25 protein-coding genes are annotated in these 26,246 nt (G+C 66.5%); 18 read left to right on the top strand and 7 right to left on the bottom strand.

Annotated features, from left to right (window positions below; translation table 11 throughout):
* Position 1: 1 nt before the first annotated feature.
* From QF038_RS13455 to QF038_RS13445, 3 genes are read left to right on the top strand one after another with little or no spacing between them, the layout of a single operon-like run.
* Positions 2 to 766: a CoA transferase subunit B gene (locus tag QF038_RS13455; protein ID WP_307610586.1), complete on the top strand. Its 765-nt coding sequence runs from the start codon at positions 2 to 4 to the stop codon at positions 764 to 766.
* Entirely contained in the window at positions 763 to 1,326 is a 564-nt protein-coding gene (locus QF038_RS13450; protein WP_307610585.1) for a MaoC family dehydratase, read from the top strand. Before QF038_RS13455 ends, QF038_RS13450 begins: the two co-directional genes overlap by 4 nt.
* Complete coding sequence (locus tag QF038_RS13445; protein WP_307610584.1) at positions 1,323 to 2,162, top strand: CoA ester lyase; 840 nt, start codon at positions 1,323 to 1,325, stop codon at positions 2,160 to 2,162. Before QF038_RS13450 ends, QF038_RS13445 begins: the two co-directional genes overlap by 4 nt.
* Here QF038_RS13445 and QF038_RS13440 read toward each other — a convergent pair.
* Entirely contained in the window at positions 2,159 to 3,622 is a 1,464-nt protein-coding gene (locus tag QF038_RS13440; RefSeq protein ID WP_307610583.1) for a lipase maturation factor family protein, read from the bottom strand. The two genes, QF038_RS13445 and QF038_RS13440, sit on opposite strands and share 4 nt — an antisense overlap.
* Positions 3,623 to 3,740: 118 nt before the next feature.
* On the opposite strand from QF038_RS13440, the gene dxr reads away from it, so the two are divergent.
* The 8 genes from dxr (at position 3,741) to QF038_RS13400 (ending at position 11,008) form a co-directional block, all read left to right on the top strand.
* Positions 3,741 to 4,925, top strand: coding sequence for a 1-deoxy-D-xylulose-5-phosphate reductoisomerase (gene dxr / locus QF038_RS13435; protein WP_307610582.1), 1,185 nt, complete (start codon positions 3,741 to 3,743; stop codon positions 4,923 to 4,925).
* A gap of 18 nt (positions 4,926 to 4,943) precedes the next feature.
* Entirely contained in the window at positions 4,944 to 6,275 is a 1,332-nt protein-coding gene (locus tag QF038_RS13430; RefSeq protein WP_307610581.1) for an RIP metalloprotease, read from the top strand.
* Between the two features lie 126 nt (positions 6,276 to 6,401).
* Positions 6,402 to 7,202 carry a MarR family transcriptional regulator gene (locus QF038_RS13425; protein WP_373461570.1) on the top strand — a complete coding sequence of 267 codons (801 nt, stop codon included), beginning with the start codon at positions 6,402 to 6,404 and terminating at the stop codon, positions 7,200 to 7,202.
* Positions 7,199 to 7,711, top strand: a complete 513-nt coding sequence (locus QF038_RS13420) for a hypothetical protein (RefSeq protein ID WP_307610580.1) — start codon at positions 7,199 to 7,201, stop codon at positions 7,709 to 7,711. The genes QF038_RS13425 and QF038_RS13420 overlap by 4 nt, the downstream gene beginning before the upstream one ends.
* A gap of 138 nt (positions 7,712 to 7,849) precedes the next feature.
* The gene (locus QF038_RS13415; RefSeq protein WP_091418170.1) at positions 7,850 to 8,143 is read left to right on the top strand and encodes a YciI family protein; all 294 of its coding nucleotides are present in this window, start codon (positions 7,850 to 7,852) and stop codon (positions 8,141 to 8,143) included.
* 31 nt (positions 8,144 to 8,174) lie between these two features.
* A complete protein-coding gene (gene ispG / locus QF038_RS13410; protein WP_307610579.1) occupies positions 8,175 to 9,341 on the top strand; it encodes a flavodoxin-dependent (E)-4-hydroxy-3-methylbut-2-enyl-diphosphate synthase in 1,167 nt (388 codons plus the stop codon).
* The gene (locus tag QF038_RS13405; RefSeq protein ID WP_307613478.1) at positions 9,304 to 10,194 is read left to right on the top strand and encodes a DUF4081 domain-containing GNAT family N-acetyltransferase; all 891 of its coding nucleotides are present in this window, start codon (positions 9,304 to 9,306) and stop codon (positions 10,192 to 10,194) included. Before ispG ends, QF038_RS13405 begins: the two co-directional genes overlap by 38 nt.
* A gap of 37 nt (positions 10,195 to 10,231) precedes the next feature.
* Positions 10,232 to 11,008, top strand: a complete 777-nt coding sequence (locus QF038_RS13400) for a hypothetical protein (RefSeq protein WP_307610578.1) — start codon at positions 10,232 to 10,234, stop codon at positions 11,006 to 11,008.
* A gap of 7 nt (positions 11,009 to 11,015) precedes the next feature.
* Here QF038_RS13400 and QF038_RS13395 read toward each other — a convergent pair whose 3' ends face one another.
* Genes QF038_RS13395 through QF038_RS13385 form a run of 3 tightly spaced genes read right to left on the bottom strand, consistent with a single transcriptional unit; the run spans position 11,016 to position 13,281 of the window.
* Positions 11,016 to 11,636 carry a TetR family transcriptional regulator gene (locus tag QF038_RS13395; protein ID WP_307613477.1) on the bottom strand — a complete coding sequence of 207 codons (621 nt, stop codon included), beginning with the start codon at positions 11,634 to 11,636 and terminating at the stop codon, positions 11,016 to 11,018.
* Between the two features lie 56 nt (positions 11,637 to 11,692).
* Positions 11,693 to 12,436, bottom strand: a complete 744-nt coding sequence (locus QF038_RS13390) for an ABC transporter permease (protein WP_373461644.1) — start codon at positions 12,434 to 12,436, stop codon at positions 11,693 to 11,695.
* Between the two features lie 11 nt (positions 12,437 to 12,447).
* Positions 12,448 to 13,281: an ABC transporter ATP-binding protein gene (locus QF038_RS13385; RefSeq protein WP_307610576.1), complete on the bottom strand. Its 834-nt coding sequence runs from the start codon at positions 13,279 to 13,281 to the stop codon at positions 12,448 to 12,450.
* 433 nt (positions 13,282 to 13,714) lie between these two features.
* On the opposite strand from QF038_RS13385, the gene QF038_RS13380 reads away from it, so the two are divergent.
* Genes QF038_RS13380 through QF038_RS13370 form a run of 3 tightly spaced genes read left to right on the top strand, consistent with a single transcriptional unit; the run spans position 13,715 to position 17,775 of the window.
* Positions 13,715 to 15,526, top strand: a complete 1,812-nt coding sequence (locus QF038_RS13380) for a proline--tRNA ligase (protein ID WP_307610575.1) — start codon at positions 13,715 to 13,717, stop codon at positions 15,524 to 15,526.
* Positions 15,527 to 15,534: 8 nt separating this feature from the next.
* Positions 15,535 to 16,338, top strand: coding sequence for a TSUP family transporter (locus QF038_RS13375; protein ID WP_307610574.1), 804 nt, complete (start codon positions 15,535 to 15,537; stop codon positions 16,336 to 16,338).
* A gap of 45 nt (positions 16,339 to 16,383) precedes the next feature.
* Entirely contained in the window at positions 16,384 to 17,775 is a 1,392-nt protein-coding gene (locus tag QF038_RS13370) for an aminotransferase class V-fold PLP-dependent enzyme (RefSeq protein ID WP_307610573.1), read from the top strand.
* 34 nt (positions 17,776 to 17,809) lie between these two features.
* Here QF038_RS13370 and QF038_RS13365 read toward each other — a convergent pair whose 3' ends face one another.
* The 3 genes from QF038_RS13365 to QF038_RS13355 form a co-directional block, all read right to left on the bottom strand.
* A complete protein-coding gene (locus QF038_RS13365; protein ID WP_307610572.1) occupies positions 17,810 to 18,853 on the bottom strand; it encodes an aminoglycoside phosphotransferase family protein in 1,044 nt (347 codons plus the stop codon).
* A 47-nt stretch (positions 18,854 to 18,900) separates the two neighbouring features.
* The gene (locus tag QF038_RS13360) at positions 18,901 to 19,629 is read right to left on the bottom strand and encodes a VIT1/CCC1 transporter family protein (RefSeq protein WP_307610571.1); all 729 of its coding nucleotides are present in this window, start codon (positions 19,627 to 19,629) and stop codon (positions 18,901 to 18,903) included.
* A 66-nt stretch (positions 19,630 to 19,695) separates the two neighbouring features.
* Complete coding sequence (locus QF038_RS13355; RefSeq protein WP_307610570.1) at positions 19,696 to 20,805, bottom strand: DUF4439 domain-containing protein; 1,110 nt, start codon at positions 20,803 to 20,805, stop codon at positions 19,696 to 19,698.
* A 106-nt stretch (positions 20,806 to 20,911) separates the two neighbouring features.
* Between QF038_RS13355 and rimP the strand changes: the two genes are divergently transcribed.
* The 4 genes from rimP (at position 20,912) to infB (ending at position 26,129) form a co-directional block, all read left to right on the top strand.
* On the top strand, positions 20,912 to 21,520 hold the full coding sequence (rimP, locus tag QF038_RS13350) for a ribosome maturation factor RimP (RefSeq protein WP_307610569.1): 609 nt from the start codon (positions 20,912 to 20,914) through the stop codon (positions 21,518 to 21,520).
* The gene (nusA, locus tag QF038_RS13345; RefSeq protein ID WP_050055699.1) at positions 21,520 to 22,500 is read left to right on the top strand and encodes a transcription termination factor NusA; all 981 of its coding nucleotides are present in this window, start codon (positions 21,520 to 21,522) and stop codon (positions 22,498 to 22,500) included. Before rimP ends, nusA begins: the two co-directional genes overlap by 1 nt.
* Before the next feature lie 117 nt (positions 22,501 to 22,617).
* Positions 22,618 to 23,028: a YlxR family protein gene (locus tag QF038_RS13340; RefSeq protein WP_307610568.1), complete on the top strand. Its 411-nt coding sequence runs from the start codon at positions 22,618 to 22,620 to the stop codon at positions 23,026 to 23,028.
* Between the two features lie 152 nt (positions 23,029 to 23,180).
* A complete protein-coding gene (infB, locus tag QF038_RS13335; RefSeq protein ID WP_307610567.1) occupies positions 23,181 to 26,129 on the top strand; it encodes a translation initiation factor IF-2 in 2,949 nt (982 codons plus the stop codon).
* The last annotated feature ends 117 nt before the right edge of the window (positions 26,130 to 26,246 follow it).

The raw sequence follows: 26,246 nt of genomic DNA, 5'->3' as shown, positions 1-26,246 counted from the left end.
CATGGACCCGAACAGCCCCTACGCCCCGCGGCCCGAAGGGGTCCGCCCTGAGTACCGCCGGGCGGCCCAGCAGCATGAGATGGCAGCAGACGGGACCGGCGCCAAAGGCTGGACCAGGAATGAACTGGCCGCCCGGGTGGCCCGCGAACTGAGCAATGGCCAGTACGTCAACCTGGGGATCGGCATGCCAACCCTGATCCCCAACTACATCCCTGACGGCGTTGAAGTGGTGCTGCATTCCGAAAACGGAATCCTCGGCGTCGGCCCTTATCCTGCGGAGGATGCTGTTGATCCGGACCTGATCAACGCGGGCAAGGAAACTGTCACGGTCAACAAGGGGGCGGCGTTCTTCGATTCCGCCACATCTTTCGGCATGATCCGCGGCGGCCACGTGGATGTGGCCGTTCTGGGCGCCATGGAGGTGGCCCAGAACGGCGACCTCGCAAACTGGATGATTCCGGGAAAGATGGTCAAGGGAATGGGTGGGGCCATGGACCTGGTGTTCGGCGCCAAGAAGGTCATTGTAATGATGGAACACGTTGACCGGAACGGGAACCCCAAAATCGTCAAGCAGTGCTCGCTGCCCGTGACCGGCAAGGGCTGTGTGGACCGGATCATCACCGACCTGGCGGTCATCGATGTTGTAGCGGACGATTCAGGCTCCCGGCTGGTGCTGAGGGAACTGGCGCCCAACGTATCGGTTGAGGAAGTGGCCGCAGCCACCGGCGCAGAGCTTTTCGAAGAAGACCGGGAACTGACCGTATGACGGACGGGAAAGATCCAGAGGACCCAACCACCGGTTCCAGCCCGGGGGAGCAGCGCGTCATCGAGCAGCGCGGCCTGTACTTCGATGAGCTGGAAGAAGGGGTGCTGTACGCCCACCGGCCAGGCCGCACTGTCACCGAAGCAGACAACGTCCTGTTCACCACCCTCACCATGAACACCCAGGCACTGCACCTCGACGCGGCCTGGAGCGCCGGGCAGCCGTTCGGCCAGCGGCTGGTCAACTCGATGTTCACGCTGGCCACGATGGTGGGCCAGTCCGTGTCGCAACTGACCCAGGGGACCATCATCGCCCAGCTCGGCCTGACTGACGTCTCCTTCCCACATCCTCTGTACCACGGCGATACCCTCTATACCGAGACAGTCATCAGCGGAAAGCGGCTCTCCGCATCGCGGCCGGGCCAAGGCATCGTCACCATGGAACACACCGGCCGCAACCAGGACGGCACAGTGGTGGCACTGGCCACTCGCAGCTGCCTGATGTGGACCCGGGATGCGCACCGGCAGCAGCTTGGCGGCGAAGGGGGCACAATACCGGTATGACCTTTGTGATGGGCCCCGCCCTGCTTTTTTGCCCTGCTGACCGGCCGGAGCGCTACCAGAAGGCCGCCACCCGCGCGGACGCTGTGATCCTCGATCTCGAGGATGCCGTGTCCCCGGCGGACAAGCAACGTGCGCGCGGTGCCATCCTGGCCCAGCTCGGAGCCGCCGGCGATGTACCCGAGCTGGATCCCAGCCGGACCATTATCCGGCTCAACCCCGCAGGCACGGAGGAGTTCGAGAAGGACCTGCACTGCCTGGCCCACACGCCGTACCGCACGGTGATGCTCGCCAAGGCCGAGAACGCCATGCAGCTGGAAGCCCTGGCCGGGTACCAGGTGATCGCCCTGTGCGAAACGGCCGCCGGTGTCCTGAACGCTCCCGCCATCGCAGCCGCCCCGAACGTGGTGGCGCTGATGTGGGGCGCCGAGGACCTGCTGGCATCTTTGGGCGGGACCTCCAGCAGGACGGACGACGGCGGCTACCGGGCCGTTGCGCTGCACGCCCGTTCCACAGTCCTCATCGCCGCCAGGGCGTTTGGCAAGGAGGCCGTGGACGCCGTCTACACCAACATTCCGGACCTTGCCGGACTGGCCGCGGAAGCGGCCGACGCCGTCGCCTCCGGATTCAGCTCCAAGGCCTGCATCCACCCCAGCCAGGCCGCCGGGGTCCGGGAAGCGTACGCACCATCCGAAGCCGAAGTCTCCGCTGCAACAGAATTGCTGCAGGCCGCGGCAGCTGCGGGACAGGGCGTCTTCCAATACAAGGGCCAGATGGTCGACGGGCCTATCCTCAAGCACGCTGAGTCGATCCTTCGACGTAAAGGCGAGCGCGTCTAGCGCCTCCGCCCGCTCGAGCCCCGCAGCGATACGGGCGGAATCGGTTCGTAGACCAGCGTCCGGACCCAACGGTTTCCCGTATCGCGGAACTCTTTCCGGGTGGAGAACCGGTAGTGGTAGCTGCGCACGCGCACCAGGTGCGGGGCCTCGCCGTCGAGCGGGTCATGCTGGAGCAGCCGCAGCGTCTGGGGGTCCGCCTCCAGCAGCTTGCCCAGGAAGGCGTAAAACCACTCCTCGTGGACTGTCCGCAACGGAAGGAACCACATCAGCCAGTCCAGCCGCAGGTGGTAGGGCGCCCACTGCCGGGGCACCCGCCTAAGGTCCCCGGGCTTGCCCTTGAAGCCGTACTCGCGCCAGTCCGAGGAGTCGTCCGGAACGTTGTCCAGCGTTCCTTCCACCACGATCTCAATGCGCTGCTTCGTCACTGATCCGAACGCACCGTAGGTGTTGGCCAGCTGCCACCGGTTGAAGCTGGCATTCATCAACTGGCGCCTGGAGAACAGGTTGCGCAGCGGCCAGTAGCTGAGGACCAGCAGCAGCAAGGTGGCGGCCAGCGTGATGGCCAGCCACCACAGCGGGGTCTCCCGGTCCGCGGTACCGTGCCAGTCCAGCGGGATCACCGGGAACACAGCGTGGGCCACCGGATCGCTCACCGCGGCGAAGGCCAGCACAATGGCAATCCAGTTCAGCCAGGCGAAATTCCCGGTGGCCACAAGCCATAGCTGCGTGAGGATGACCACCGTGGCTGCCACGCTGGCAACGGGCTGGGGCGCGAACAGGAAGAAGGGCACCACCAGCTGGGCGAAATGGTTGCCCAGCACTTCCACCTTGTGGAGGGGCTTGGGCAGCAGGTGTGCCTGCCGGCTCAGGGGTCCGGGCATCGGCTGCGTCTCATGGTGGTAGTAGAGGGCGGTGAGGTCCCGCCATTCCCTGCCGCCGCGGATCTTGATCATGCCCGCGCCGAATTCGAGCCGGAACACGAGCCACACGATCAGGATCAGGATGGTGCGCGGGGGATCGGTCTGGTCTGAACCCAGGAACGCCACCGTGAATCCCGCCTCCAGCAGGAGCATCTCCCAGCCGAAGCCGTAGAACGTCTGGCCCACGTTCACGATGGACATGTAGAGCAGCCACAGGGCCAGGAAAGCCAGCAGCGGGACCCACGGCGGCCCCGCCTGCGGGATGCCGGCAACGAGCAGGGCGGATATCACCAGACCTGCGGCGCACACCCAGCGCAGCAGCCGGTCCGAATAGCGCCAGCGGAAAAGGGTGGGCCGGCGCAGACAGCTGAACCCGGCCAGGTACTCCGGTACCGGCAGAAGCCCCCGCTCACCCAGCAAGGCCGGGAACTGGTTCAGGGAGGACAGGAACGCAACAAGATACAGTGCTGCCACCCCGCGCTGCAGCACCTGTCGGGCGAACTCGTATTCCGGGGCGTCAAACCAGGAGAGCCAGTCCACGCAATCCACGCTACGCCCGGCCGTCCTGTGGTCAAGGAGCACTGGGCCACGGAGCACTGGGCCACGGAGCGCTGGGTCAAGGCGCGGCGGGCCTGGGATGGTGCGCGATACTTAACGGATGCAGCCACGCAAGATCGCCCTCCTCGGATCCACCGGCTCCATCGGCACCCAGGCGATTGATGTCGTCGACGGCGCCCCGCACCTTTTCGAGGTGGTGGCGCTCAGCGCCGGGGGAGGCAACCTCGAACTCCTGGCCCGCCAGGCCGTGCACACCGGTGCCGGCGCCATCGGCATTGCCGGCGGAGACGCCGGTAAACTGGAAACGCTCGTGGCCGAAGCGGCCGCCGCAGCGGGGAAGCATGGTTACCGGCCGGAAATCATTGCCGGGCCGGACGCGTCCACCAGGATCGCGGAGGTGGAAGCTGACGTGGTGCTCAACGGCATCACCGGATCAATCGGACTTGCGCCGACGCTCGCGGCGCTGAAATCCGGTGCCACACTAGCCCTGGCCAACAAGGAATCCCTGATCGTGGGCGGAGAACTCGTCAAGGCGGCGGCCCGTGAAGGCCAGATTGTCCCCGTGGATTCGGAGCATTCGGCCATCGCCCAGTGCCTGCGTTCGGGTTCGGCCGGCGAGGTGGAGAGACTGATCCTCACGGCATCCGGCGGCCCTTTCCGGGGCCGGAACCGGGAGGAGCTCCACGACGTCACGCCGCAGGAGGCGCTTGCCCACCCCACGTGGGACATGGGGGTCATGGTCACCACCAACTCCGCCACCCTCGTCAACAAAGGGCTGGAAGTCATCGAGGCCCACCTGCTCTTCGATGTGCCGCTGGACCGGATCGACGTGGTGGTCCATCCCCAGTCCGTGGTGCACTCCATGGTGCAATTCGTCGACGGATCCATCATTGCGCAGGCCTCGCCGCCGGACATGCGCCTTCCCATAGCCCTGGGGCTGGGCTGGCCGGACAGGGTCCCCAAAGCGGCCGCGGCCTGTGACTGGACCCAGGCCGCCACCTGGACCTTCGAGCCCCTGGACGTTGCGGCGTTCCCTGCGGTGGACCTTGCGAAGGACGCCGCCAAGCAGGGCAGCACGTTCCCGGCAGTCTTCAATGCCGCCAACGAGGAAGCGGTCACGGCGTTCCATGCCGGCCGCATCCGGTTCACGGACATCGTGGACACCATCGCAGCCGTTCTCGGCGAACACACAGGTTCCTCCGGGCTGACAGTGGAATCCGTACTGGATGCTGAGAGCTGGGCACGTGCGCGCGCCCATGAACGTTTAGCAGTCAGCAGTCTCTAGGAAGCAGCAAGCACCTCCATGACCCCCGTTCTCCTCTTTGTCCTCGGTGTCGTTTTTGTGGCCATCGGCATCGCGGCCTCCATCGCGCTCCACGAAGTGGGCCACCTCCTGCCCGCCAAGCTCTTCAAGGTCCGGGTCACCAAGTACATGATCGGCTTTGGCCCCACCCTCTGGTCGAGGCGGAAAGGCGAAACCGAGTACGGCGTGAAGGCCATCCCGCTGGGCGGCTACGTGTCCATGATCGGCATGTACCCGCCCAACAAAGAGGACGGGACGGTCCGTCCCTCCAGCACCGGAATGTTCCAGACCCTGGCCACGGAAGCCCGCTCGATGGCGCACGAGGAAGTGGGCCCGGGCGACGAAAACCGCGTCTTTTACCGGCTTCCAGTGTGGAAAAAGATCATCGTGATGCTGGGCGGTCCGGCCATGAACATGGTCCTCGGCGTCATCCTGACGGCCGTCCTGCTGATGGGGTTCGGCTTCGCCACGGCCACCACCACCATCTCCGACGTCTCCAAGTGCCAGGTGGCGGCCGGTGAAACAGTGGACCCGGATTCGGCCGACTGCCAGCTGACTCCCGCGGCCGCTGCCGGCCTGGAACCGAACGATACAGTAACCTCCTTCGACGGCAAGACCGTCACCAGCTGGGACCAGTTGACCGAGTGGATCCGTGCCTCCGCCGGCCGTGAGGTGGCCATCACAGTTGAACGGGACGGCTCGCCGGTGTCCACCACCGTGACCCCCGTGCTGTCCGCCCGGCCCATCATCGGAGTGGACGGCCGGCAGGCAACGGACGACGCCGGCAACCTCCTGTACCAGGACGTCGGCTTCCTGGGCATTGGTGCGCAGACGGAACTGGTGCCGCAGCCGGCGTCGTCCGTTCTGCCCATGGCGGGGGAGAACATCAAGCAGGTGGCGGGCGTGATCTTCAACCTCCCGGCGCGGGTGGTGGGCGTGGCGAAGGCTGCGTTCAGCGAGGAACCGCGCGACCCCAACGGCCCCATCAGCGTGGTGGGCGTCGGCAGGGTGGCCGGTGAAGTGGCTGCCATGGAGGAGATCCCCGTCCAGTCGCGGGTGGCCACCCTGATCGGTCTGCTGGCCGGGCTTAACTTTGCGCTGGCGGTCTTCAACCTGGTTCCGCTGTTGCCTCTCGACGGCGGCCACGTGGCCGGGGCGCTGTACGAAGGTGCCCGACGCCGGGTGGCCAAACTGTTCGGGAAGCCTGACCCGGGAGCTTTTGATATCGCCAAGCTCCTCCCGGTGACTTATGTCGTGGCAGCGTTGCTGATGGGCATGAGCGCACTCCTCATCTATGCGGACATCGTGAAGCCGGTAAACCTCTTCGGCTGATATTCGTGGCATGCAGACTGGGAATGGCCTCAGGGCTGAGTCCCGTGTATCAGCCTAGATTGGCTGATGTCGAATAATCAGCTATTTATGATTGATTATTGTGGATCAGCTGCATACGGTTAGTGCATGTACGTACTGACCATTGACCAGCGGGGCAGCACTTCGGATGTCGATCGCGTGCCGGAGTTGATAGCCGAGCTGCAGGGCCTCACCTCCGCACGGTTTGAACGTTCGGTGGGCGACGAACTCCAAGGCGTGGTGGACCGGCCCGACGAGGTGGTGGATGTGGCGCTGCATGCCCTCCGGACCGGGAACTGGTACGTGGGGATTGGTATCGGGGTGGTGCAGATGGCTCCGGGAGGCAGCCCCCGCGAAGGGTCCGGAAGCGGGTTTGTGGCCGCGCGAAAAGCCGTGGAACTGGCGAAGACTGCTGCAGGCCAGGTGCCGCTGTCAGTGGTCGCAGGGATGATGGGCCGCGGGAAGGAAATCCCGAACCAAACCAAGGAAGGTGCCATGGCAGGTGCCAACGCCCAGGCGGTGCTCCGGTTGATCGGACGCCTTGTGCAGGAACGGACGGGGGCCCAGTGGCGCGTAGTGGACCGACTCCGCGCCGTGCGGGCCGGCGACGGCAAACACGGCAGCCAGAAACAAGTGGCCCGGGAGTTGGGAATAACGGAGCAATCGGTGAGCCGTGCCGTGCTTCGCTCGGGCTGGCAGGAAGAATGGGCAGCCAGGCCGGCAGCAGCCATGCTCCTGGAGTACGCGCGGAGCCGCATTGCCGGTACTGGGCCAGCCCGGGCCGAACCAGCCGCGACCGAGCTGGCCCCGCCCGAGACAGCCCGGTCCGAAACAGCCCCGCCCGAAACAGCCCCGCCCGAAACAGCCCCGCCCGAAACAGCCCCGCCCCGGAACGAAGGAGACACGTGACTGCCGTCTGGATTACCGCCGCGCTGGTGGTGGCTGGCCTCGCCGGCTGGCCGGTGACGGCCCTGGTGTTCCGGCTCGCCCGGACGATCGACGATAGGGCAGATGCCGCCAAAGCAGCAGAAGAGGCCAGTAGGGCAGCGGAGGATCCGTCCGCAGACGTCACCGTTGATGCCCCGCACGCGGAAACCCAAAGCGTGGACGGTGAGCTGACGGCGCCACCGGACGTCCCGCCGTCGGCCGGCCCCGCTTCCGGGCCGCCGGTGCCAACCCAGCGCATCCTGCGCGGCGGGGCGATCATCGGAGTCCTTGAAAGGCTGGGGGTTTGCCTGGCCATCCTGACCGGCCAGCCGGTGGCCATCGCCTACATCGTGGCCATCAAGGGCCTCGGCCGGTTCGCCGAGCTGAAGGAAACGCCGGTGGCGGCCGAACGCTTCATCATTGGAACCCTGACCTCCATGCTCTGGGCGGCCGGAACAGCAGCAGCAGTCAAAGTCCTGTTCCTGTCCTAGGACCTCGTCGCACAGGGCATGTCCTGGGACATGCCCTGGGAACACCTGTCTTGTGGTCCAGGGCCGCTGCGGTGTGGGAAGAATCCTGTTCGGCTGTCCGGATGCGTGCAACGGCAGGCAGGGCGATAGGGTAGCCGTATGACAGTTTTTGCCGTTGAGTACGTTTACGCCGCCGATTCCACCGAAGCCCGCAGTGAAGCCCGTCCGGCGCACCGCGAATGGACCGCCGGCCTGGCGCAGGACGGTGCCATCCTGGCAAGCGGGCCCTACGGTGACGGGGCGGGAGCGCTGCTGATCTTCAAGGCCGCAGACGAGGCTGCCCTGAACTCGATCCTCAAGCAGGACCCCTTTGCGGCCGCCGGAGTTATCGCCGGAACGCGCATCACGGAGTGGTCTCCCATTACCGGCATGCTGGCCGGCCTCACCGCCTAGCCGCCCACCTTTTAAACTTTTAGGAGTCCACGTGACCTCGGTCAGCCTGGGAATGCCTGCGGCACCGCCGCCCGTCCTTGCCCCCCGCCGGAAGACCCGCCAGATCAAGGTCGGTTCTGTGGGGGTGGGTTCTGATTTCCCCATCAGCGTGCAGTCCATGACCACCACGCCCACCACCGACATCAACGCGACCCTGCAGCAGATCGCGGAACTCACGGCCTCCGGTTGTGACATCGTGCGCGTCGCCTGCCCGTCAGCCGATGACGCCGAAGCGCTGCCCATCATCGCCAAGAAGTCCCAGATCCCGGTGATCGCGGACATCCACTTCCAGCCGAAATACGTCTTCGCCGCCATCGAAGCGGGCTGCGCGGCGGTGCGCGTGAACCCCGGAAACATCCGTAAGTTTGATGACCAGGTTAAGGAAATCGCGGCGGCCGCCCGCGATCACGGCACTTCCATCCGCATCGGGGTGAACGCAGGCTCGCTGGAGCCCGGCATCCTCAAGAAATACGGCAAGGCCACCCCTGAAGCGCTGGTGGAGTCTGCTGTATGGGAAGCATCACTGTTCGAAGAGCACGGCTTCCACGACTTCAAGATCTCCGTGAAGCACAACGACCCCGTGGTGATGGTGGCTGCCTACGAGATGCTGGCGGAGAAGGGCGACTGGCCGCTTCACCTCGGTGTGACCGAGGCCGGGCCCGCGTTCCAGGGAACCATTAAGTCAGCCACGGCCTTCGGGGCTCTCCTGTCCCGTGGCATCGGCGACACCATCCGGGTTTCGCTCTCCGCCCCGCCGGTGGAGGAAATCAAGGTGGGCAACCAGATTCTCCAGTCCCTCAACCTGCGTCCCCGGAAACTGGAGATTGTCTCCTGCCCGTCCTGCGGCCGGGCGCAGGTGGACGTGTACACCCTTGCTGAGCAGGTGACCGCTGGCCTGGAAGGCATGGAGATCCCGCTGCGCGTGGCCGTGATGGGCTGCGTGGTCAACGGTCCCGGTGAAGCCCGTGAGGCAGATCTTGGCGTTGCTTCCGGCAACGGCAAGGGCCAGATCTTTGTGAAGGGTGAAGTCATCAAGACTGTGCCCGAGAGTCAAATTGTTGAGACACTGATCGAAGAGGCCATGCGTATCGCGGAAGAGATGGGGGAGGCCGATGGCGAAGATGCTGTCAAGGGTAGCCCCGTGGTTAGCGTCTCGTAAGGAGGTCCCCGACCCTCCGGGACTTTCCGTCCGCACGTTGGACGGCACGGATACTGCTGCGCTCCGGATGCTGGCGCAGCAGGATCCGGTCACCAATGTCTTTATCCTCGCGCATTTGCGTGCCGCCGGCACTGCCGCGCCCACCAGCGGCGGCGCCGGCGTGATCGGTGTTTTCGACGACGGCGTCCTGGTGGGTGCGTGCTGGGCAGGGGCGAACCTGGTTCCGGTCCAGCTGGACCCCGAGTTGGCAGGGGTGGTCGCGGAAGTGGCCAACACATCCGGCCGCCGCTACGCCTCGGCCTTTGGCCCGGCCGAGGCGGTCCTGGCGCTGCACGCGGAACTCCTGGCACGCGGCCATCGGGCCCACGAAGTCCGCGCGGAACAGCCCCTCATGACCATCGAGGGCCCGCCGGTGATCAAGCCAAACCCCGGCCTTGAGCCGGGAAACCTTGCGGACTTTGACCGCATCCTGCCTGCCTGCGCCGCAATGTTCGAGGAAGAAGTGGGATATTCGCCCTTCCTGGGGGGCCGGGAGTTCTATAGCCGGCGGGTGGAAGGGCTCATTCGCCAAGGGCATTCCCTGGTCCACCTGAACCACGCCCGCGAGGTGGTGTTCAAGGCCGAACTGGGCGCCGTCACGGCCGAGGTCACCCAGATCCAAGGTGTCTGGATGAACCCGCTTTACCGCGGCCAGGGCTTGAGTGCCGGGTACATGGCCGCCGTGGTGGAGCACGCCCGGAGAGTCGCACCCATTACCAGCCTCTACGTCAATGGCTTCAACCTGCGGGCACGAGCCACCTACGAGCGGGTCGGCTTCCGCCAGGTGGGCACTTTCGCTACTGTTCTTTTCTAGCGGGCGGTTGCTTGCAGATAAGTCATTGGGGGAACACATGAAGACATCCGTGCTGCGCGCGCTTGGGGCTGCCATCATTCTCGGCACGGCAATCTCATCCTGCGCCGGCCCTGCCGAACCCCAAGCCAGTGCACCGCCGTCCAGTGCACCGCCGGCACCGGAAAGCCTGAAGACCGGCAGCACGCCACCTGCCACGACGCCTGCACCCACGCCTACTCCGGAAGCCAAGGCCTACACGTCCACGGAGCTCGCCGGAATCCTCCAGCAGCTTGAGGACTCCGAAGGCAGGAAGCTCTCAGTCCTGGCGGGCGGCGACCTTACCGACATCCTGGACCAGACCCGGGCTTTGATCGCCGCCATCGAGGTTTCCCCGGCCGAATGCAAGGAGTTGGCCGTGTCCAGCACTGTGCCCCAGGTGGGCGATGCTGCGATGGCGCTGGGTCAAAGCACGGATCCGGCCACCGGCGCGGCTACGGCGGTGTCTCTTACCTCAGGCCTGGACGAGGCCGCACTCGCAAGGGTTGCGGATCAACCGCTTCAGCTGGGGCAGTGCGCCAACATGACCATGACATCGTCAGGGGTGGACGTCGCGGTTTCCATCACGCCCATGGATGGGGTGGGAGGAATGTCCAATACCGTCGCCTACAGAACGGACACCCAGCTTCCCGATGGCCGCGTGCAGTCCATGATCACCGCCCTGGCTGTTGAGCGCGGAGTGCTGCTCACCGCCGTCGCATCAGGCGGTGAAAGTGAGGCCGATGCTGCGTGGCGTGCCGGCGCTCTGCTTGATACCGCTGCCGCACTCGTCGAATAGGTCCGGCCTAAGTAAGTTCGCCCGTCAGGTACCGCTGCACATTAGGGGCGACGAGCCTGACGAGGTCCTCCGGTGCGGCCGATGCGAGGGGTTCCAGCCGCACCACGTAGCGGGCCATCATGAGTCCCACCATCTGCGTGGCCACCAGGTCTGCGCGCAAGGCAACTTCCTGGGGCGGTCCCGGCACCCCTGCAACGATCCGGCCAAGGACAGCCCGCGTCACCATCTCCCGGAGGAGCGCCGTCCGGGCCTTTGAGCCAAGGGTGCCCCGCAGGAAGGCCACCAGGCTTGGCTGGGCCGGGCTTTCCCAGAGGCGAAGGACGGCGCGGACGATCAACTCTCCGCGCTGCTCCGGGCGGGCGGACGAAACTCCGGCCAGTACCTCTTCCGGATCGGCAGGGAGTTCCACACTCAGGGCGAAGAGCTCATCCTTACCGGTGAAGAAATGGTGCACCATGGCAGGATCCACACCCGCCGCGCGGGCCACCTGCCGCAGGCTGGTGCCCTCGAAACCGTGTTCTGCGAACAACCGACGGGCGCTGTCCAGGATCCGTTCCCTGGACGCCGTGGATCCGCCGCGCCGTCCCCGCCTTGCCGCCGGGGGATCACCGGAACTGCCTTGCCGCACCGAACTACCCTCCGGCTGGACGTTCCCCCCAGAAAAGGCGTTGCCCTCCGGCAGGGTCACGCAGTCCGCCTCCGCAGCGTCAGGGAGGCCAGCACCAGCACTCCCAGCACGATGGCTCCCATGATGGCTGCGTCCTGCCACATCTGTTCGGTGGCCTCGGGATTGGCGGCAATTTCCTGCAGGGCGTCCACGGAGAACGTGAGGGGAAGAACATTCGAGATCGCCTCGAGGGTATCGTTCATGCGGTCCCGCGCCACGAACAGGCCGCAGAGGAGGATTTGCGGTACCACGACCACCGGCATGAACTGGACGGCCTGGAACTCGGTCCGGGCAAACGCCGAACACAGCAGGCCAAGGGCCACCCCCAGGACGGCGTTGATCACGGCGATCAGGACCACGAAGCCGGGCGGGCCCTCGATATCGAGATCGAATACCCAGTACGCCACGGCAGTAGCCACCAATGACTGCAGCGCGGCCATGATGGAAAACGCCAGGCCATAGCCGAAGAGCAGGTCCCCCTTATGGACAGGGGTGGTGAGCAGCCGCTCCAGCGTTCCCGAGGTCCGCTCACGCAGCATCGTGATGGAGGTGACCAGGAACATCACCACAAACGGGAAAATGGCGAGCATCATCAGCCCCACGCGGTCGAACGTGCGCGGCGCCCCGGGCGGCAGGGCCTCATTCTCGAAGAGGAAGTAAACCGCGGTCAGCAGCAATGCCGGGACCACCAGTATCAAGGCGATGCTGCGGCGGTCATGCCGCAACTGCTCCAGCACCCGGCGGGTTGTTGCCAGCATCATCAGGAAGTCCATTACCGCACGCTCCCATCCGGTGCTGTCCGGTCCTGTGCTCTTGGGTCTTGTGCTGTCCGGTCCTGGGCAGCGGGACCGCGTTCTTCGCCTGCTTCCTGGATGATGTGCAGGAACGCCCTTTCAAGGTCAGCGCTGTGTCCGCGCCGGCTCAGTTCCGCCGGCGTCAGCTGGGCGAGGAGCAGGCCTTCCCGCAGGAGGAGCAGGGACTTGCAGTGGCTGGCTTCCTCCATGACATGGCTTGATACAAGCAAGGTAGTCCCTTGGGCGGCCATGGTGCGGAACCGGCCCCAGAGGTCCGCGCGGAGCACTGGGTCCAGTCCCACGGTCGGTTCGTCCAGCACCAGGAGGCGCGGACGGGCCACCAGTGCGCAGGCGAGGGATACCCGGCTGAGCTGGCCGCCGGACAGGTCATCGGTTTTCTGCCGCGCCTGGGGTTCAAGTCCGACGGCGGCAATCGCCTCCGCTGCCTCTGCCGCCCCTTTGTGGTGCATGGCGCCGAAGTAGCGTACGTTGCCCTCCACGGTGAGGTCAGGGTAGACGCTGGGGGACTGGGTCACGTATCCCACCTGGTGCCGCAGGCCACTGCTGCCGGCCGGCTGCCCCAGGACCCGCACCGAGCCTGAGGTAATGCGCTGCACCCCTACGACGGCCCGCATCAGCGTGGTTTTTCCGCTTCCCGAGGGACCCAGCAGGCCGGTGATTTGTCCGGTTGGAATGGCGAAGTCCAGCTCGCGCAGGACGGGAACCCGTCCCCGCACAACCGTCAGGCCGCTGGCCGCCACCGCACCGCCGTCGTGCGTTCTTCCTGTAATTTCCGCTGCCGAACGTGACATGTCCCGCCTCCGCTGAACTGCAGGTGCCGGGCCCGAAGACCAATAATTCATCACCTGATGAATTAAACCTAAGCCCGGACCTGCAGGTAATCAACGCTTTGAATGGAAAAGCACTTGATAAATGTGTGAGCCATCACTTAGGTTCGAACTAGCTGCGCTGGAGTGGCGTGGGCGGTCTCACCAGTCCTCACCAGTACTTAGGCGATAACGGCGTTGAGCCACGCCCGGATGCAATGACCAGCCTCGAGGGGGGCCAGGGGCTTTGTATTCCCGGGCGTGGCTCTACTGCCTCCGCCGTGGCCGGGTCTTCGGCCATGGCGCAGGATCTGCCGGGGGAGTCGGGGCCAGGTGCCCGGTGCCGGTAGATTAGTACCCAGACGAATTTGTCCGGCCCCTGCTGATCCAGCACTTCCCCAGAAACGGATATCCACCCGTGGTTACAAGACTGTCCCAGCTTTTCCTGCGCACGCTGCGTGAAGATCCCGTCGACGCCGAGGTGGCCAGCCACCGGCTCCTGGTCCGTGCGGGCTACATCCGCCGTGCCGCTCCCGGGATCTACACCTGGCTCCCGCTGGGGCTCAGCGTCCTGCGCAAAGTCGAGGCCATCATCCGTGAGGAAATGGCGAACATCGGCGCCCAGGAAGTCCACTTCCCTGCGCTCCTTCCGCGTGAACCCTATGAGGCCACCAACCGCTGGACTGAATACGGTGAAGGACTGTTCCGCCTCCAGGACCGCAAAGGCGCGGACTACCTGCTGGCCCCAACGCACGAGGAAATGTTCACGCTGCTGGTCAAGGACCTCTACTCCTCGTACAAGGACCTCCCGCTGAGCCTGTACCAGATCCAGAACAAGTACCGCGATGAGGCGCGCCCCCGGGCAGGCCTGCTGCGCGGCCGCGAATTCATCATGAAGGACTCCTACTCCTTCGATGTGGACGACGCCGGCCTGGACGCCAGCTACGCCGCCCACCGCGGCGCCTACCTGCGGATCTTCGAGCGCCTCGGCCTGGAAGTCATCCCGGTCACGGCCACTGCCGGTGCCATGGGCGGGTCCAAGAGCGAAGAGTTCCTGCACCCCACGGATATCGGCGAGGACACCTTCGTCCGGTCCGCCGGCGGCTACGCTGCCAACGTTGAGGCCGTGACCACCGTGGTGCCGGCGGACATCGACTACACCGGCGCCCCCGCTGCCGAGGTGCTGGACACCCCTGACACTCCCACCATCGAAACTCTGGTGGCCGCCGCCAACCAGATAGCCCCCCGCTCGGAGGCAGACGGCGGCGCCTGGACCGGTGCGGACACGCTCAAGAATGTCGTCCTCGCCGTCACCCTGCCCACCGGGGAACGCCAGCTCGTGGTGATCGGCCTGCCCGGCGACCGCGGGGTGGACCTGAAGCGCGTCGAAGCGAACATCGGATCCTTCCTGCCCATCGCCGGTGAGATCGGACTGGAGGCCGCGAATGACGATGACCTCAAGAAGCAGCCGCTGATCGTCAAGGGCTACCTTGGGCCCGGCCTGACGCTGGACGAACCGCTGCTGGGCGCCGAAAGCGCCACGAAGCTGCTGTACCTGGTGGATCCCCGTGTCGTCAGCGGGACCGCCTGGATTACCGGCGCCAATGAAGCCGGCAAGCACGTGTTCGGGCTCGTGGCCGGCCGGGACTTCACTTGGGACGGCGTCATCGAATGCACCGACGTCCGCGAAGGCGATCCCGCCCCGGACGGGTCCGGACCGCTGGAAACGGCCCGCGGCATCGAAATGGGCCACATCTTCCAGCTGGGCCGGAAGTACGCCGAAGCCCTGGAACTGAAGGTCCTGGACCAGAACGGCAAGCAGGTCACCGTGACTATGGGTTCCTACGGCGTGGGCGTCACCCGCGCCGTGGCGGCGTTGGCCGAATCCAACCATGACACCAAGGGCCTGGTCTGGCCACGTGCGGTTGCCCCCGCGGACGTCCATGTCGTGGCCGTGGGCAAGGGCGAGGACATCTTCGCCACCGCAGAGCGGCTGGCAGCGGACCTGGAAGCCGCAGGCCTCGATGTCCTGCTCGACGACCGGCCCAAGGTCTCGCCGGGCGTCAAATTCGGCGACGCAGAGCTTGTGGGCGTCCCCACCATCCTCGCCGTCGGCAGGGGCCTGGTGGACGGCGTGGTGGAGATCAAGGACCGCCGCAGCGGCGAAGCGGAGAACATTGCCGTGGACAAGGCAGTTGACTATGTGGTCAACGCCGTCCGCGCCTCCTGATCCCGGACGTGCTCCCCGGGTTTGAATCCATCGAGCTGACAACGCTGGTCCTGATCGTGGTGGCCGGATTCGCTGCCGGCTGGGTGGATGCCGTGGTGGGCGGGGGCGGGCTGATCCAGCTCCCGGCCCTGCTGCTGGTGCCGGGCATTACGCCGGTCCAGGCGCTGGCAACAAACAAGATGGGGTCAATCTTTGGTACCGCCACCAGCGCCGTTACGTACTATCGGCGGGTGGGGCCGGACCTCCGGACGGCCTTGCCGATGGCCGTTATTGCCCTGGCGGGAAGCTTCGGTGGCGCAGTGCTGGCTGCCAACTTGCCGTCCAGCGTGTTCAAACCCATCATCGTTGCCGCGCTCGTGGCGGTGGCGCTCTTCACGGCGTTAAAACCGGACGCCGGCCACATCACGGCGCTGCGGCACGACGGCCACAAACACTACGTGGTGGCGTGCCTGATCGGCGCCGTGATCGGCTTCTACGACGGCCTGATTGGTCCGGGTACCGGATCCTTCCTGGTCATCGCCCTGGTCTCGGCGATGGGGTACGCGTTCCTGGAAGCCAGTGCCAAGGCCAAGATCGTGAACATGGCAACCAACGCGGGGGCGCTGCTCTTCTTCCTGCCGCACGGCTCCATCCTGTGGGCCTTGGGCCTGCTCCTGGGCGCTGCCAATATGGCCGGCGGATACCTCGGTGCACGGACGGCGGTGGCGCAGGGCAGCAAGTTTGTCCGCGTGGTCTTCCTGGTGGTGGTGGCTGCGCTCATCATCAAGCTCGGCTACGACGTCTGGCAGGAAAACTTCGCCGGACAAGGGTAGGACAAGGCTCTCGTGGCTATCGGGAGCCGGGCGTAGCATGCAGGTATGCCCCACGGTGACGATGAGTACTCCAGTGCTTTATCCGCAGCGGCGGGCCATGCCGCGGCCTGGCTTCGAAGCCTTCCAGACCGTCACGTCGGCCCCCTCCTGCCGGCCCACGACCTCACCGGGGCGTTCGGCGGGGCATTGCCAGCCTCGGGCATGCCCGCAGCGGACGTCGTAGACCTCCTTGCCCGGACAGCCGAGCCCGGGCTGATGGCCATGCCGTCCGGCCGCTTCTTCGGTTGGGTCATCGGCGGAACCTTGCCCTCTGCGCTTGCTGCAGACTGGCTGGTCAGCGCCTGGGACCAGAACGCCGGCCTCCGCTACGCCACCCCGGCCATGGCGGCCATCGAGGAATGCGCCGGCACCTGGCTGCTGGAATTGCTGGGGCTGCCAGAAGCTTCCGACGTCGGCTTCGTCACCGGTGCCACGATGGCCAACTTCACTGGGATGGCAGCGGGGCGGTGGCGGCTCCTCGCCGACGCCGGCTGGGACCTGGACCGCGACGGGCTCAGCGGTGCACCCCGGATCCGGTGTTTCGTTGGCAGGGAGCGGCACGACACCGTGGACCTCGGCCTCCGGTACCTGGGGCTCGGCAGGCCGGTAGTGGTGGACGCAGACCCCCAGGGACGTTTGATTCCGGCGGCACTGGAAGCTGCACTGTCTGAAGGGACCGGGCCGGCCCTCGTGTGCCTGCAGGCAGGGAACCTCCATTCCGGCGCTTTTGACCCCTTCCCGGAAGCCATCCGCATTGCCAGGCAGCATGGCGCCTGGGTCCACGTCGACGGCGCTTTCGGCCTCTGGGCTGCGGCAGCGCCGGAGCTTCGCCACCTGACCCGCGGCTGCGAGGACGCCGATTCGTGGGGGACTGACGCGCACAAGACCCTGAACGTGCCGTACGACTGCGGCATCGCCGTCGTCCGGGACGCGTCAGCCCTCCGGTCCGCGATGGGCCTGCACACGAGCTACCTGATCCACGACGCCGAAGGGCCCGGAGATCCGTTCGAGAAAGTCCCCGAGTTGTCCCGCCGCGCCCGAGGCGTGCCGGTGTGGGCGGCACTGAAGAGCCTGGGCCGTGACGGCGTGGCAGCCCAGGTGCAGGGGCTGGCGGCCGCCGCATCGGAGATCGCGGCGGGGCTGGGAGCCCTGGACGGCGTGGAGGTGCTCAACGACGTCGAGTACACCCAGGTGAGCGTGGCGTTTGGGGACGATGCCACCACCCGTGCGGTGACGGCGCGCATTATCGAGGACGGAAAGGTGTGGATGTCCGGCTCCCGCTGGCAGGACCGGGACATCCTGCGTGTTTCCGTGAGCAACTGGCAGACGGCGGAAGAAGAGGTGGCCACTGCCGTTGCTGCGGTCGGATCCGCCCTTGCCGCAGTCCGCAGTACCTGATCACCGGCACGATTAAACAACTGCCGGTACCCCTTCAGCGGGCGCCCACCGCTTCGCCGGGCTCCGGCAGGCGGTGGGCCGGAGGCAGCCCGTCCAGGGTCCTGCCGGCGAGGGTGCTGGCTACCCAGAGGGAGCGGGCCAGGTCCCCGCGATGATCCGGTTTGCCTGCATACCCCAGGGCATTCGCCACCTCCCGGGCAATTCCCCACTGCCTGGCCACCTCGGGGTCCAGGCCCGCCGCGGAACTGAACCCGGCGCAGCGCCGTCGCAGGCCGGCGGCAGGGTTGTCCAACGGCAAATCCGACAGGCGGTTCCATAACAGCGGTGCCACGGCGAACTCGGGATCCCCGATCATCGGCTGGGGATCGATGGCGGCGTAACCGGCCGCCGTCGGAAGCGCATGCCGGCCAGGGCCGGCCGGGCGGGCCAGGACGTTGAGGTAATGCAGGTCGGTATGGACGAGAACGTCGCGGGCCGACCGCCGTCCCACCGCACCCCGGGTCTGGCACACCTCCAGGGCGGCCTCGAGGAGCCATCGGGGGAAAGGGCGTCCCAGCTGTTCCCAGTCCGCGGGCAGGTCATCGCTCCACTGCTCCGCGCGGGCGGCGATGTGCTCGAACTCAAACCACTCCGGCCGGTCGTCGGGCGTGACGCTCAGCTGCCGCACCAGGCCGGCCCATACCACCACCGCTTCCTCCATGGGCACGGTGGCGAGCGAGCGTTCGCCGTCGAGCCGTTCCAGGAGCATGGCGCAGGTGCCGGCGTGGGAGGCAAGCAGCGCTACCGCGCCCTGGCCCTGCCAGAGGGCCAGGGCGTGCCGCTCAACCCGTGCTTCGTCATGCGGAAAGGCGATTTTGAGGGCCGCCGGGGAGCCGTCCTGCTGGCGCACCGGGATCACGATGCCGCCGTGGCCGTTCCAGGGCAGGGCGCCGGGACGCAGGTCCGGGGTCAGCTGCCAGTTGTCCAGGCGGCCCTGGATGAGGTCCGGCAGGGACGCGAGCCAGGCGCGTCCGGCACTGCTGCGGGTGTAGCGGGCAGTGAGGTCCGGAGGGATGGGTACTACCGCTGGCTGGCTCATCAGTTCCAGCCTAAGTCCACTGGTGCGGCACGTACCGCAGATCCCCTTCAGACCACGCCCGTGGCCCCCAGTAGGTTCCCTATGGTGAAGGTGGCGGCGAGGGCGAGCGCTCCGCCTGCCACCACCCGCACGGCGGCGCGGAACCTGGAGCCGCCGCCGATCCGAGCGCCGAGTGCACCCGTCAGTGCCAATGCCAGGAGCACGGCGAGGAACGTGACCGGAACCCGGACCTCCGGCGGCGGAAGCAGGATGGCGGCCAGGGGCAGCGCTGCCCCGATCACAAAGGACACCGCCGAAGCAAAAGCGGCATGCCAGGGGCTGACGATATCCGCCTCGTCAATGTTGAGCTCCGCGGACAGGTGCGCGGCCAGGGCGTCGTGCGCGGTCAATTCCGCGGCCACCCGTCCTGCCGTTTCCTCACTCAGGCCCTTTGCCTGGTAGATCGCCGTGAGTTCCGCGAGCTCCACTTCCGGTTCTTCGGCCAGCTCGCGGCGTTCCTTCTCGATGAGGGCCTTTTGGCTGTCGCTTTGGCTGCTCACCGAGACGTACTCGCCCAGCGCCATGGATACAGCGCCGCCCACAAGGCCGGCCGCGCCTGCGGCCAGGATCGGGCCGGAGGCAGCGGTTGCTCCGGCAACACCCACCACGATCGCTGCCACGGATACGATCCCGTCATTGGCGCCCAGCACACCGGCGCGCAGCCAATTGAGGCGCTGTGCCAGGTCATTGCGGTGCGGTTCATTGTCATGGAAGGAGGATGCACCCGCTGTGTCCATCCCTACAGCAAACCATCCGGCGCGCCTGCCTGCCAGCACGGCCTGCAGCGGAGGAGAACCCCTGGATCACTGCGGCAGCGGCGGAAGCTGCCCTTCATCCAGCACCAGGCCCGGCACAGGGCCTGCGCCGGCACCCCAGTAGTGCGCCCTCCGCGCGGCGTCCTGGAGGCCCGCTAGTGCCCAAGCGCGCGTGGCTCCCTCAGCCAGCGCCACAACGTCGCCGTACAGCGGCAACGTGTCCGCTTCCAGGCCGGCAAGTCCGGCCGCCGGAGAATCGAGGAACCCCTGGTCCAGGACATATCCCGGCGGCTGCGGGGGCAGTGTCCCGCAATGCGTTCGCCCATATTCTTCGGCCTGGCCGGCGAGGTCCTGGTGCTGCGCCAGGAATTCCGACGCCGGACGGACGGCTTCAGGGGGAAGGCGCGTGAGTGCTGCCTGGTAGCCGTACGCCGTCTCCAGTTCGGCACCGGCGGCGGCGGCGAGGGCGGCTCCCAAACTGGCCATTCCAGCGGGAGGGGAGGTGGAGGCGGAGTCAGGAGCGGAGGACATGGCCGGGCACGCAGGGGCCGTGGCGCCTTGACGTTCTGTCTCTCGCGCTTCTGTCTCGAGCGAGGCTGCCGCGCCGAGCCGTTCTGCGGTGAGGAGTTGCGCTGTGCCGGCGCCAGCGAGCAAGCGTGCCATACCGCCGTCGGCCGTTTCCGCATCGTTGAGGCGTTGCAGGCCACTGGCGGCGAGGCGGGCGGCAAACTCCGCAACACTCGCGGCGGCACGAGGACTGGGGGAGGGGGGAGCGGCGGCTGGCGGGACCCCGGCCGTTGACGCCGGCGCAGAAGTTGGCCCGAATGCCTCCGCGGAAGCTTGGCTTCCGGGCAGCAGCAGTGCCCGGGCCTGGATGGTCAGCAACGTCACAACCTGGGTCATCGACTCCTCCGCCGGAGCACCGGCGGTACTTCCGGGGTCCGCAGCGGCCAGCTCCAACGCTGCGGACCGCAGCTCCAGCGCCTCGTACAGGGCGGCTGCGCGGGCCTGCTCCGAGAAAGGCGGTTCCGCAGGAGCGGGCGGTTCAGCGGGGAAAAAAGCGAAGCCCAGGGTGACCACCAGAAGGGCTGCGAGCGAAAAAACGGCATACCGGAAATAGCGCATCCGCGGGCGGTTTTCCTGGTTGTCGTCTTTCACAACAGACCATGGTGCCACGTCGCGGGGGAATCCCCGTGCTCCAATGAACCGGTAAAATAGCTACGCTAGTACACACAACATCATCTATAGGGAGGCGGCCGGCATCGTGAGCAATGCAGAAGCCACAGCTTCATCAGACCATACCGGAACGGGTAAGGCTGAGGCCGCGCACAATCCGGAAGCTGCACGGCTCAGGGCGCTCCTTGAACCCTCGGTCCAGGCCAACCGCCTGTACTTGGAGGACGTGGCCGTCATCCCCGGATCCCACCGCGTGGTCCACGTAGTGGTGGATCTGCCGCAGGAAGAGACCGGCGGAGTCAGCCTTGATGTCATCGCCGACATCTCCAAGGTGCTCTCCGATGTTTTGGACAATGATCCCGGTGACGACGGCCGTCCCTACGATCTTGAGGTCTCTTCGCCGGGCGTCGGCCGGCCCCTGACGGAGCCGCGCCACTGGCACCGCGCCAAGGGGCGCATGGTGAAAGTCAACGTCCTCCAGGGCGACAACATCACGGGCCGCATCCAGGCGGTGGACGCCTCCGGCGTGACCATCGTCCCCGAGATCGCCGTCAAAAAGGGAATGAAACCCAGGCAGGGCGATCCCATCAAGCTTCCTTTCGACAGGATCCGCAACGGAAAAGTCGAGATCGAATTCAGCCACCTCCACGAGGATGGTCTGGAACCTGAACACAATGGACCTTCTGAGGAGGCCTGATGGATATTGACATGAGCGCACTGAGACTTCTGGAGCGTGAGCGTGAAATTCCGCTGGACCTCCTGATCCCCACCATCGAGCAGGCGCTCCTGGTGGCCTACCACAAGTCGCCCGGCGCCTTCGAGAAGGCCCGCGCGGAGCTTGACCGCAAGAGCGGTCACGTGACCATCTGGGCGGTGGAGATTGACGACGACGGCGCCCCCATCGGCGAGTTCGAGCACACGCCGGAGGGCTTCGGCCGTATCGCCGCCAGCACTGCGCGGCAGATCATCCTGCAGCGCCTCCGCGACGTTGAGGACGACAACGTCCTCGGCGAATTCAAGGGCCGTGAAGGCGAACTTGTGGCCGGTACTATTCAGCAGGGCCACAACCCGCACATGGTGCAGGTCAACCTTGGCACTGTCGAAGCGCTCCTGCCGCCGCCCGAACAGGTGCCGGGGGAAAAGTACCTCCACGGCAACCGCCTGCGTGCCCTGGTGATCGATGTGCACCGCGGCTCCAAGGGCCCCTCCGTCACACTGTCCCGGTCCCACCCGGGGCTCGTCCGGAAGCTCTTTGAACTGGAAGTACCCGAGATTGCCGACCGCTCCGTGGAGATCGTTGCGCTGGCCCGGGAAGCCGGCCACCGCACCAAGATCGCCGTCAAGGCCAACATCCCCGGCATCAACGCCAAGGGTGCCTGCATCGGTGAAATGGGCTCCCGCGTGCGGGCCGTGATGACGGAACTGAACGACGAAAAGATCGACATCGTCGACTTCAGCGAGAATCCGGCCACCTTCATCGCCAGCGCCCTGTCGCCGTCGAGGGTGAATTCGGTCACTATCACTGATGAGGCCACCCGTTCGGCCCGCGTGGTGGTTCCCGATTACCAGCTTTCCCTGGCCATCGGCAAGGAGGGCCAGAACGCCCGCCTCGCGGCCAAGCTGACCGGCTGGCGCATAGATATCGTTTCCGACGCCGCCGCTCCGCGCGAAAACTGAACGAGCCCTCACCGGGGCGGCCACGCCGGGACTGCTATACGGTTTCGGGCAGAACGGCCCGGAGGGGCTAGAATAGAAAAGGCCGCGCCCAACGGCCGGCAGCCGTGTGCCCCGAGCATGCCCCTTCCACTGACTCAGCGGAAGCCAGGCATTCCCGGGCCAGCAGATATGAATGTCAGGAAGATGACCGTGGCAGAGCTTTCCACCGGGAATCAACCGGAGCGTACCTGCATCGGATGCCGGAAGAAGGGCCTGCGGTCTGAATTGCTCCGGCTCGTCGCCGAAGGCAACGGCTCTGCCGCTGTCCTGGTGGATGAACGACGCCGGCTGGCTGGCCGGGGTGCTTGGTTGCACCCCAGCGAATCGTGCCTGGCTCTGGCGATCAAACGGCGGGCTTTCGGACGTGCCCTTGCGGGCGCAACCGGAACTGCCGCAGTCGAACACTGGATCAAGTCGGAAACGAACGTTGCAGGCACCACGGCAACTGCAACACCAACCGTCCAACCTGAAAGCGGGTCAGAAATCTGATGGAAACCCGATGAGTTCCCAGCGATGAGTGCGTAACGATGACAACTTTGTTGCGCTCTGCAATGGGCCCTTCCGCTGTATTCGCGGCTGGGGTCCGCAGTAAGAAGTAGACGGTTCGTGCCTGGCTCGGTGCGGACCGAGACAGGAGAAATGTGGCCAAGGTCCGCGTACATGAGCTCGCCAAAGAGCTCGGTATTACTTCCAAAGATGCAGTGACAAAACTGCAGGAACTGGGCGAATTTGTTCGCTCCGCCTCTTCCACCATTGAGGCCCCCGTTGTGCGTAAACTGCGCAACGCCTTCCCCGACGCTGCTGCCAAGGCCTCAGCACCGGCTGCCGCGCCCAAGGCGCCCGCCCCGGCCGCAGAAGCACGTCCTTCAACTCCGGCTCCCGGCCCGGCAGCCCCCAAGGCTCCGGCTCCCGCGGCACAGGCACCCGCCCCCGCCGCTCCGGCAGCACCGGCAGCACCGGCCCAGCCTGCTGCGTCGGCTCCGGCGGCACCTGCTGCCAGCCGGCCCGCAGCTCCGGCGGCCCCCGCCGCTTCCAACAGCACTGCTCCGTCCACCGGCGCAAAGCCCGGTGCCCGGCCGGCTCCCAAGGCCGAAACTCCCGCTGCCCCCACCCGCTCCGGCGGACAGGGCGGTTCGGCAGGCAGCTCTGCTCCCCGTCCCGGCGGTCCCCGTCCGGGCAACAACCCGTTCGCCACCTCGCAGGGCATGCCCCGCGGCGGCCGCGGCGGCGACGGAGAGCGTGCTCCCCGTCCGGGTAACAACCCGTTCGCTACCTCGCAGGGTATGCCCCGTCCGGGTGGAGGCCGTACCGACGGCGACCGTCCCGGTGGTCCGCGTCCCGCGGCAGGTGCCGGTGGACCCCGTCCCGGTGGTCCCCGTCCCGCAGCAGGCGCCGGTGGGCCGCGTCCCGCGGCTGGCGCCGGCGGCCCGCGCCCGGGTGCACCCCGTCCCGGTGGTGCCGGTGGAAACCGTCCCACTCCGGGCATGATGCCCAACCGTACTGAACGCCCGGCTCCGGCCGGTGCAGGACGTCCGGGTGCCGGTGGCCGTGGTCCCGGACGCCCGGGTGGCGCTCCCGGAACCGGTGGTCCCGGTGGCGGCGGCGGAGCTCCCGCCGGTGGCGGCTTTGGCAAGGGCGGCCGCGGACGCGGCGGCACCCAGGGTGCCTTCGGCAAGGGCGGCGCCGGACGTGGCAAGCAGCGCAAGTCGAAGCGCGCAAAGCGCCAGGAACTTGAGCAGATGAGCGCACCGTCGCTGGGTGGCGTGAGCGTACCCCGCGGCGACGGCAACACTGTCATCCGCCTGCGGCGCGGCTCGTCCATCACGGACTTCGCCGACAAGATCGAGGCAAACCCCGCCGCGCTGGTGACCGTGCTGTTCCACCTCGGTGAAATGGCAACGGCAACCCAGTCGCTGGACGAGGAAACCTTCGCGCTGCTGGGTGAAGAGCTCGGCTACAAGCTCCAGGTTGTGTCCCCGGAGGACGAGGAGCGCGAGCTGCTCTCCGGCTTCGACATCGACTTCGAAGCCGAACTGGAAGCCGAAGGCGATGAAGACCTCGAGGCACGTCCTCCGGTAGTCACCGTCATGGGCCACGTTGACCACGGTAAGACCCGCCTGCTCGATGCCATCCGCAAGTCCGACGTTATGGCGGGCGAGCACGGCGGCATCACGCAGCACATCGGTGCCTACCAGGTCACGCACACCCACGAAGGCGACGATCGCAAGATCACCTTCATCGATACCCCGGGCCACGAGGCGTTCACCGCCATGCGTGCCCGTGGTGCGAAGGTCACCGACATCGCCATCCTGGTGGTCGCAGCGGACGACGGCGTTATGCCCCAGACCGTTGAAGCCCTCAACCACGCCCAGGCGGCCAACGTGCCCATCGTGGTGGCCGTGAACAAGATCGACAAGGAAGGCGCCAACCCGGACAAGGTCCGCGGCCAGCTGACCGAGTACGGCCTGGTTCCCGAAGAATACGGTGGCGACACCATGTTCGTGGAGGTCTCTGCCCGCCAGAACCTCAACATCGACGAGCTGCTCGAGGCAGTCCTGCTCACCGCGGACGCTGCCCTGGACATGCGCGCCAACCCGAACAAGGACGCCCGCGGTATCGCCATCGAAGCCAACCTGGACAAGGGCCGCGGTTCCGTGGCCACCGTCCTGGTGCAGTCCGGCACCCTGCGCGTCGGCGACACCATCGTGGCAGGCACGGCCCACGGCCGCGTCCGTGCGATGTTCGACGACGACGGCAGCGCCCTGACCGAGGCCGGCCCGTCCCGCCCCGTCCAGGTGCTGGGTCTGTCCAACGTCCCGCGTGCAGGTGACACCTTCTTCGTGACCGCTGACGAGCGCACCGCCCGCCAGATCGCCGAGAAGCGTGAAGCCGCCGACCGCAACGCAGCCCTGGCCAAGCGCCGCAAGCGCATCAGCCTCGAAGACTTCGACCAGGCCGTGGCCGAAGGCAAGATCGACACCCTCAACCTCATCCTCAAGGGTGACGTGTCCGGTGCCGTGGAAGCCCTCGAAGACGCCCTGCTCAAGATCGACGTTGGCGAAGGCGTGCAGCTGCGCGTCATCCACCGCGGTGTTGGTGCCATCACGCAGAACGACGTCAACCTGGCAACAGTGGACAGCGCCGTCATCATCGGCTTCAACGTCAAGCCCGCCGAGCGGGTTGCCGAACTGGCAGACCGCGAAGGCGTGGACATGCGCTTCTACTCCGTCATCTACTCCGCAATCGATGACATCGAGATGGCGCTCAAGGGCATGCTCAAGCCGGAATACGAAGAATTCCAGCTGGGCACCGCCGAGGTCCGCGAAGTCTTCCGTTCCTCCAAGTTCGGAAACATCGCCGGCTCGATCGTCCGCTCGGGCATCATCCGCCGCAACACCAAGGCCCGCATCAGCCGCGACGGCAAGATCATCGGTGACAACCTCACCGTTGAGACGCTCAAGCGCTTCAAGGACGACGCCACCGAGGTCCGCACGGACTTCGAGTGTGGTATCGGTCTTGGGTCCTACAACGACATCACCGAAGGCGACATCATCGAGACCTTCGAGATGCGTGAGAAGCCGCGCGTCTAAGCTGGCTCTGCCTGCAGGCGACTCAGCAGTGCGAAGGTGCGGGGCCGTTGGATTTTTCCGGCGGCCCCGCCCCTTCGCCGGACGGCTTACGATCTTCGATCGCAATCCGCCCGGCTC

Source organism: Pseudarthrobacter sp. W1I19 (assembly GCF_030817835.1).
In the GTDB taxonomy this organism is placed as follows: Bacteria; Actinomycetota; Actinomycetes; order Actinomycetales; family Micrococcaceae; genus Arthrobacter.
This window is presented reverse-complemented; position numbering and strand designations above follow the sequence as displayed.